This window comes from Microcystis sp. 49638_E5, from assembly GCF_021300285.1.
Lineage (GTDB): Bacteria > Cyanobacteriota > Cyanobacteriia > Cyanobacteriales > Microcystaceae > Microcystis > Microcystis aeruginosa_C.
Genome location: NZ_JAJTDH010000032.1, coordinates 43,901 through 51,266, shown reverse-complemented (window position 1 = coordinate 51,266; position 7,366 = coordinate 43,901). Strand labels below are relative to the sequence as shown.

General features: G+C 48.6%; 13 protein-coding genes. 11 read left to right on the top strand and 2 right to left on the bottom strand.

Going from position 1 to position 7,366, the window contains the following annotated elements; all coding sequences use genetic code 11:
* Nucleotides 1–930, bottom strand: a 930-nt coding sequence (locus LW728_RS11045) for an FAD-binding protein (RefSeq protein WP_287766679.1), incomplete at its 3' end; no start/stop codon positions are given.
* A 147-nt stretch (nt 931–1,077) separates the two neighbouring features.
* Nucleotides 1,078–1,629 carry a 2'-5' RNA ligase family protein gene (locus LW728_RS11040; protein WP_287665043.1) on the bottom strand — a complete coding sequence of 184 codons (552 nt, stop codon included), beginning with the start codon at nt 1,627–1,629 and terminating at the stop codon, nt 1,078–1,080.
* A gap of 161 nt (nt 1,630–1,790) precedes the next feature.
* Between LW728_RS11040 and LW728_RS11035 the strand changes: the two genes are divergently transcribed.
* The 11 genes from LW728_RS11035 (at nt 1,791) to rpmE (ending at nt 7,330) form a co-directional block, all read left to right on the top strand.
* Nucleotides 1,791–2,057, top strand: coding sequence for a YciI family protein (locus LW728_RS11035; protein WP_002736524.1), 267 nt, complete (start codon nt 1,791–1,793; stop codon nt 2,055–2,057).
* Nucleotides 2,058–2,366: 309 nt separating this feature from the next.
* Entirely contained in the window at nt 2,367–2,597 is a 231-nt protein-coding gene (infA, locus tag LW728_RS11030) for a translation initiation factor IF-1 (RefSeq protein ID WP_002737109.1), read from the top strand.
* A 127-nt stretch (nt 2,598–2,724) separates the two neighbouring features.
* Nucleotides 2,725–2,838, top strand: coding sequence for a 50S ribosomal protein L36 (gene rpmJ, locus LW728_RS11025; protein WP_012593611.1), 114 nt, complete (start codon nt 2,725–2,727; stop codon nt 2,836–2,838).
* A 92-nt stretch (nt 2,839–2,930) separates the two neighbouring features.
* Complete coding sequence (rpsM, locus tag LW728_RS11020; RefSeq protein WP_002735415.1) at nt 2,931–3,314, top strand: 30S ribosomal protein S13; 384 nt, start codon at nt 2,931–2,933, stop codon at nt 3,312–3,314.
* Nucleotides 3,315–3,353: 39 nt separating this feature from the next.
* On the top strand, nt 3,354–3,746 hold the full coding sequence (gene rpsK / locus LW728_RS11015) for a 30S ribosomal protein S11 (protein ID WP_002735413.1): 393 nt from the start codon (nt 3,354–3,356) through the stop codon (nt 3,744–3,746).
* A 193-nt stretch (nt 3,747–3,939) separates the two neighbouring features.
* A complete protein-coding gene (locus tag LW728_RS11010; protein WP_002766101.1) occupies nt 3,940–4,881 on the top strand; it encodes a DNA-directed RNA polymerase subunit alpha in 942 nt (313 codons plus the stop codon).
* A 21-nt stretch (nt 4,882–4,902) separates the two neighbouring features.
* Nucleotides 4,903–5,253 (top strand): 50S ribosomal protein L17, encoded by a 351-nt coding sequence (gene rplQ / locus LW728_RS11005; RefSeq protein WP_002801078.1) that lies wholly within the window; start codon nt 4,903–4,905, stop codon nt 5,251–5,253.
* A 2-nt stretch (nt 5,254–5,255) separates the two neighbouring features.
* Nucleotides 5,256–6,086 carry a tRNA pseudouridine(38-40) synthase TruA gene (truA, locus tag LW728_RS11000; protein ID WP_287665040.1) on the top strand — a complete coding sequence of 277 codons (831 nt, stop codon included), beginning with the start codon at nt 5,256–5,258 and terminating at the stop codon, nt 6,084–6,086.
* Nucleotides 6,087–6,203: 117 nt separating this feature from the next.
* Nucleotides 6,204–6,659: a 50S ribosomal protein L13 gene (gene rplM / locus LW728_RS10995; RefSeq protein ID WP_002735375.1), complete on the top strand. Its 456-nt coding sequence runs from the start codon at nt 6,204–6,206 to the stop codon at nt 6,657–6,659.
* A gap of 4 nt (nt 6,660–6,663) precedes the next feature.
* The gene (rpsI, locus tag LW728_RS10990; RefSeq protein WP_002737094.1) at nt 6,664–7,077 is read left to right on the top strand and encodes a 30S ribosomal protein S9; all 414 of its coding nucleotides are present in this window, start codon (nt 6,664–6,666) and stop codon (nt 7,075–7,077) included.
* A 19-nt stretch (nt 7,078–7,096) separates the two neighbouring features.
* Entirely contained in the window at nt 7,097–7,330 is a 234-nt protein-coding gene (gene rpmE, locus LW728_RS10985; protein ID WP_002801083.1) for a 50S ribosomal protein L31, read from the top strand.
* Nucleotides 7,331–7,366: the final 36 nt, after the last annotated feature.

Here is a 7,366-nt window from a genome sequence, read left to right as displayed (position 1 = left end):
CCCATTTTGACGGCAAATCTCGGCAACCCGATGTTTATTCCTGGCTACTTCTACCCCTAAACCATCCAATTCCACTAATAAAACTGACTCGGCATCCCGGGGATAACAGCCGGTGGCCACCACATCCTCCACGGCGTTGATACTGAGATTATCCATAATCTCCATCCCCGCCGGAATCATTCCCGATTTAATAATATCCGCCACCGCTTGGCCCGCCGACTCGATACTGGTAAAATCGGCCAGTAAAACACAGATAGACTCGGGAGTTTTCAGGATTCTTAGGGTGATTTCCGTGGCGATGCCTAAAGTTCCCTCGGAACCCACAAATAAACCGGTTAAGTCGTAGCCCGGTTGTTCTGGTACTGCCCCCCCCACATCGCTAATTGAACCATCGGGAAGGACGATTTTTAAGCCCATAACGTGATTGGTAGTCACACCGTATTTTAAACAGTGAACCCCGCCGGAATTTTCCGCCACATTACCGCCGATCGAGCAGATAATTTGACTAGAGGGATCCGGTGCGTAATAAAATCCCGCCCCGCTTACCGCTTGCGTCACCCAATTATTAATCACCCCGGGCTGTACCACCACCCTTTGATTATCTAAATCAACCCTGAGAATCTGATTCATCCGCGCCGTGACGATGAGAATCCCCTCTTCTAAGGGTAACGCCCCTCCCGATAAGCCCGTTCCTGCACCCCTCGCTACCCAGGCAATCTCGTTATCGTGACAGAGTTTCACCACCGCCGCAATTTCTGCGGTGCTGCGAGGTAGTACCACAAGAGCGGGTCTTTGTCTGTATCCTGTGATACCATCGCACTCGTAGGTTAATAATTCGTCTTTGCGACGGATGACTCCATCTTTACCGAGGATCGCTTCTAGCTGTTTGATCAGATTGGGGGAGATTTTCGGGGGATTTTTGAGTAACATAGGTTTCAGGGCGGCGGAGTCGCCATAAAATCGCTCTATAGGTTAAAATATCGTAAAAAAGCCAGAAATGAAGCTTTAAAAGCTGCTCTCTCCTATTTTAGCACTAGAACCCCTTCCTCTGTAGATAGAAACCTGCAAGGGTCTGGATTATAGAGAAAATTGCCGATAAATTTCCCAGTGCTTGCCGTTATGAATTAGGAGGGTAATTTCATCGATTATCACCTCAAAAAATAGCTCTTGATCAGCATATTTTGACCAAGCTTTCCAGAAATTATCTTTAGTTAAATCTCGGAAGCCAACGGTTAAATGGGGCGAAAAAGCTCGGCTTTTTGAGGCATTATCGCTGATATTCAAGGAAGATTCTAGCTGCTGTAAAAGCCGTTTTTGTAGGGTTAATAATTCTGGGGTTTTCTGGACATTAATATAAATGACTCGCGGTTTAAAGGCGGCAAAATTCTGGAGAATTAGGGGAATAGGAGCGTGCAAGCCAGCAAATTCCTCTAAACATCTTTCTAAATCCGGTAATTGTCCTAAATTCCACCGGAAAGGGGGTTGGAGAGTGACGTGGGGAGGCGATTTCAGGGCAGCGCGACTATTGTAAATTTCTGCAAACTCTAACTTGATTTTTGTGGCAATTTCCTGTACTTCTGGCGGCGGCAAAAGTGCGATAAAAAATAGAGATCCCTGGGGTTGATTCATGGAAGCAAGCAAAGCTACAGAAATAAAGCTGTCACCTCGATTCTAGCAGTCTTCCACAACTCTAAGCTAATTGTATATCTCTGTTACATGGCACCATCGACGGCCAAGATTAATCGGTATAATTATATGATTGTTAATCAGTCCTAGCCTCCTGAGAATTTATGCCCTGGTTTGTCAAGATAGAAAAAGGCATTGTTGATAAAACTACCTTCGATCGCTATGTCAGCGCCCATAAGGACTATGTGCGTGATTTAATTAGCCAAGGACGAGCAGCAAAAACTGGTTATTGGGCAGAAAGGGGCGGCGGAATGTTATTATTTAAGGCCGATTCTCTTGAGGAAGCCCAAGCAATTATAGTTCGCGATCCTTTAATCGAGAATGGTTGTGTGGAATACGAACTCCATGAATGGCGAATTGTCGTCGAGTAATCTAGCTTTTCAGGGAACAGTAATCAGTAATCAGTAATCAGTGAAAACAGAGCAAGGTTAAGCTGTTGATTATCTAAATATTACTCGTTAATACTGCCTGGGAGTGGGGAGATGGGGGTGGGGAGTGGGGAGTGCCGGAGATGAGAGTGGGGAGATGGGGAGCTTTTTGGCTGTGGACTGAAAACTCGCATCTGAGTTACTGATTACTGATCACTGATGACTGATAAGCTATACTGGGGGAATTGTGCTAACAGCACGGTTGCTGCTGCCGTTCGTTAAATTGTCTCTAGTGAAATTGAGGAATTAACTTTGTCTAAACAAGATCTGATTGAAATGGAAGGAACCGTCACCGAATCTTTGCCTAACGCCATGTTTAGGGTGGATTTAGATAACGGTTTCAACGTCTTAGCCCATATATCTGGCAAAATCCGCCGTAATTATATCAAAATCCTCCCTGGCGATCGAGTCAAAGTGGAACTGACCCCCTACGACCTAACCAAAGGCAGAATTACCTATCGCCTGAAAAATCAAAAAAAATAGCGATAAATAGGGGCAGAGAAGCCAAAAAGTCTAATAAGCGTCCAAATTTATTTTAAAAAAATAGGTGACACGGGTAAAAGAAATCTGATATAATAATAAGCTTGCAGTGTTGCCAGAATAGTTAGGCATGAAAGTTAGAGCGTCTGTCAAAAAAATGTGCGAAAAGTGCCGCGTCATCCGTCGGCGCGGTCGAGTCATGGTAATTTGTTCTAACCCCAAACACAAGCAGAGACAAGGTTAAACCACCAAAGTCACTGTCTTGGGGCAGAGAATCGTTACCGTTAATTGTAGTCGTTTTTGGAAAAAAATCGTTCATAGGGAGAAAGAAAAAGCGTGGCAAGGATAGCTGGTGTAGACCTACCTCGCGATAAGCGTGTGGAAATCGCCCTGACCTACCTCTACGGAGTGGGTCTATCGCGTTCCCAAGAAGTCTTATCTGCGACGGGTGTTAACCCTGACACTCGGGTCAAGGATCTCAGCGATGAAGACGTGGCGGCGCTACGGACTTATATCGAGACAAATTATCAAATCGAGGGGGATTTGAGACGCTGGGAGGCGATGAACATCAAACGCCTCGCCGATATCGGCACCTATCGAGGTCGTCGGCATCGGCTAGGATTACCCGTGCGCGGGCAACGGACGCGAACCAATGCGCGGACCCGTCGCGGTCGTCGGGTGACAGTGGCAGGGAAGAAAAAAGCCCCCTCCAAGAAATAATTTTTTATTCATTGCGATATCCCCCAATCAAGAAAAACTATGGCGCGACCAACCAAAAAAACCGGACCGAAAAAACAGAAGAAAAATATTCCTACCGGAGTCGCTCACATTCAATCGACCTTCAACAATACCATTGTCACGATCGCCGATACCAAAGGCGATGTGATCTCTTGGGCATCGGCGGGATCGAGTGGTTTTAAAGGAGCCAAAAAAGGAACCCCCTTCGCCGCCCAAACCGCCGCCGATAACGCCGCCCGCCGAGCAATCGAACAGGGAATGCGTCAACTAGAGGTGATGGTGAGCGGCCCCGGGGCAGGACGGGAAACCGCAATCCGGGCCCTGCAAGGAGCAGGATTAGAAATCACCCTGATCCGGGACGTGACCCCCATCCCCCACAATGGTTGTCGTCCTCCCAAACGCCGGAGAGTGTAAACAGTGAACAGCTTTTTCAGGTGACAGGGATCTTGAGGCCAGCAGCCGTTAGCTTTGAGCGCATCAGCAGGAGAATCCGGTCGTCAAAGACCATCTGCTCAAAAAACTGAACGCTGAACGTTAAATGCTGAACGCTAGAGAAAACTGATAACTGATAACTGATAACTGATAACTGAACAAGGGAGGTCAATCGGTGGCGCAATTTCAAATCGAGTGTGTAGAAGCAAAAACTTACAAGAATCAGAGTCAGTACAGTAAGTTTGTACTAGAGCCTCTAGAAAGAGGCCAGGGTACGACCGTAGGTAATGCCCTGAGACGGATTCTCATTTCCAATCTGGAAGGAGCGGCCGTGACGGCCCTGCGGATCGCGGGAGTCAATCACGAATTTGCCACCGTCCAGGGAGTACGCGAGGACGTGATGGAACTCATGCTCAACATGAAAGAAATCATCCTGAAAAGCTACACCAATCAAACCCAGATCGGGCGTTTAGTGGCAACTGGGCCGGCGACAGTAGTGGCGGCACAATTCGATTTACCCTCAGAAATCGAGATAGTTGATCGCAATCAGTACGTCGCCACCCTAGCCGAAGGAGCCAAGCTAGAGATGGAATTTCGCGTGGAAAAAGGCAAAGGCTATCGGGCGATTGATCGCAGTAAAGAGGAGGCCACTTCGCTAGACTTTCTGCAAATCGACTCTATCTTTATGCCCGTAACCAAAGTCAACTACAGCGTCGAAGATATCCGTTCCGAAAGCGGTCAAGCTAGAGATCGTCTGCTCTTAGAAATTTGGACAAACGGGAGCATTAACCCCAAAGAAGCCCTTTCCCAAGCGGCCGATATGCTAGTTAATCTCTTTAACCCGCTCAAGGATCTCAACGCCCTCGAATCCTCCGGTAACTTTGACGACCAAGAGATCAACCAAGAAAACCAAATTCCGATCGAGGAACTACAATTATCCGTGCGCGCCTACAATTGCCTGAAGCGAGCGCAGATCAACACCGTAGCCGACCTCCTCGATTACAGCCAAGAAGATCTCTTAGAAATCAAAAACTTTGGGCAGAAATCGGCTGAAGAAGTCATTGAAGCCCTACAAAAACGGTTAGGCATCACCCTACCCCAAGAAAAAAGCAAGTAAACCCAATTCCAGGAAAATACCATGAGACATCGGTGTAAAGTGCCTCAATTGGGTCTGCCGGCTGACCAAAGAAAGGCACTGCTGCGCAGCTTGGCCACCCAGCTAATTCGCCACGGTCAGATCACCACCACCCTAGCGAAAGCGAAAGCGGTGCGAGCAGAGGTAGACCACATTATCACCCTAGCTAAAGACGGTTCCCTGAGCGCCCGTCGCCAAGCTATGGGCTACATCTACGATAAACAACTGGTTCACGCCCTCTTTGAAGGCGCACAAGCCCGTTATGGCAGTCGTAACGGCGGTTATACCAGGGTCGTGCGTACCCTGCGCCGTCGCGGGGATAATGCCCCCATGGCGATTATCGAACTGATGTAACGATGACAGCTTGCCCCCAGTCGCGGATCGCCCTAGTTATCCAGTATGTGGGAACTAATTTCCACGGCTGGCAACGGCAACCCCATCACAGGAGCGTGCAGGAAGAAATCGAGAAGGCTCTGGCCGATATTCTCGGTCATGCCGTCACTCTGCACGGGGCAGGACGTACCGATAGCGGTGTTCACGCCGCCGCCCAAGTTGCCCATTTCGAGCAGCAGAGTCCGATCCCACCCTCCCATTGGTCCAAGGTTCTCAATGCTCGGCTAGATGACGATATCGTCATTCGGGCCTCAGCCCGGGTTCCCGATCGCTGGCACGCCCGTTTCTCGGCCCTCTGGCGACGTTATCGTTACACCCTCTATACCGACCCCATCCCCAATCTCTTTGTTAGCCCCTTTAGTTGGCACTACTACCATCGTCCCCTCGATGCCGATTTGATGGCCAGGGCTTTACGGCCCCTATTGGGCAAGCACCATCTGGCCGCCTTTCACCGTGCTAACTCTAGTCGCGACCATTCCTGGGTAGAAGTACAGGGGGTGGAATGCTACCGTCAAGGGCCGTTTGTACAGATGGAAATCCAAGCCAATGGCTTTTTGTACGGGATGGTGCGCCTATTGGTGGGAATGTTGGTGGAGGTGGGAACTGGTGAGCGATCGCTAGAAAACTTTACCGACATCTGGGTCAATCAGCGCCGAGAATTGGTCAAATACGCCGCACCAGCTAAAGGACTATGTTTACTGCGGGTGGGTTACGCCGATTTTCCCTTTGCCGATAGCGTCTGGTGCGAGACTCAGCCTCTTTATTATTTCCGAGCAGAGGGGATAGGGGAATAGGGAGATAGGGAAATAGGGAAATAGGGGAATTCCAACTAAAACCCTAAAACTCTAACCCCCCAACACCCAGGTGGGCAATAAAAAAAATTAATTTTTGTAAACCAAGGCAAACTCACCATGAACAAAACACCTCTACCAAATTTAGAGACTCTAGAGCAGAAATGGTACGTCATCGATGCGGCCGATCAGCGTCTAGGTCGTCTGGCCACCGAAATCGCAATGATTCTACGGGGCAAAAATAAAGCCACCTTCACCCCCCATCTGGATACGGGGGATTTTGTCATTGTTATTAACGCCGAAAAAGTGACGGTGACGGGCAAAAAACGTCAACAGAAAGTTTATCGCCGCGACTCCGGCAGACCGGGTGGTATGAAGGTAGAAAGCTTCGATAAACTGCAAAAACGCATTCCCGAACGGATTATCGAACACGCTGTTAAGGGAATGCTCCCGAAAAATAGCTTAGGTCGGAAATTGTTCACGAAACTGAAAGTTTATGCCGGTGCGGAACATCCCCATCAGGCACAACAACCGGAAGTTTTAGCGATTAATACGATTCCCGCAGGAGGAAATTAAGTCAATGCAAGCCACGGACAGTAAAAATAAGGTAGTTTATTGGGGAACGGGACGACGCAAATCGGCGGTCGCTTCCGTGCGTCTGGTGCCGGGGACGGGGGCAATTACCGTTAACGGTCGCGATGGGGAAACCCATTTTAACCGCATTCCCACCTATATCCAGACGATTAAGGCTCCTCTGGAGACTTTGGGACTAGAAAACGAGTATGATATCATTGTTAAGGCCGAGGGCGGTGGTTTGACCGGTCAGGCGGATGCGGTGAAATTAGGTGTCGCTAGAGCTTTATGTCAATTGGCCCCGGAAAATCGTCCTCCCCTTAAGAGTGAAGGTTATCTGACTCGGGATCCCCGGGCGAAGGAACGGAAAAAATACGGTCTTCACAAAGCGCGCAAAGCGCCTCAATACTCGAAACGTTAGGTTAATAGAGAGGTTTATTATGCCGAAAAAAATTCATCCTACTTGGTATCCGGAAGCCAAGGTGATCTGTAATGGTGAACTGGTGATGACGGTGGGTTCGACAAAACCAGAAATTCATGTGGAGGTTTGGTCGGGTAATCATCCTTTTTATACGGGAACTCAGAAGATGATCGATACCGAGGGTCGGGTCGATCGCTTCTTGCGTAAGTACAAAATGGGTGATAAGTCAAGTAAAAAGGCCGAGCAGAAATAATTCTTTACTTTTGCCTTTTTGACCTGGTGGGGAGAT